This is a genomic window from Halomonas sp. SIMBA_159, assembly GCF_046536035.1.
GTDB lineage: Bacteria > Pseudomonadota > Gammaproteobacteria > Pseudomonadales > Halomonadaceae > Vreelandella > Vreelandella venusta_A.
In genome coordinates, this window is the sequence record NZ_JAWJBT010001115.1 from 1 (window position 1) to 252 (window position 252).

1 protein-coding gene is annotated in these 252 nt (G+C 48.0%); it reads left to right on the forward strand.

The annotated features are described in order from the left end of the window. Window positions 1–252, forward strand: a 252-nt coding sequence (locus R0J87_RS22735) for a hypothetical protein (RefSeq protein WP_498889189.1), incomplete at both ends; no start/stop codon positions are given.

A 252-nucleotide genomic window follows, 5' to 3' on the forward strand; every position in this document is an offset into this window, starting at 1 on the left:
GATTATTTGTAACCAGTCGCTTTCAACTACGCGGGGCAAATGCGTTATTAGTCAATTTATTAGTCGCTAGTGTCGTGCGCCAAGTGTTTACGCAATTGAAAGAACAAGCCCCCCAACTGGTGGCGGAAACGGAAGCGATTCCACAAAAAGAAGAAACTACAGATGGAGAAGTCAATCTACAAGGTTACGCGATCGCGCACGCCGTACTTGGTCGAGTACGGTTACGGATGCCCCAACTTGCTATTGATGCCG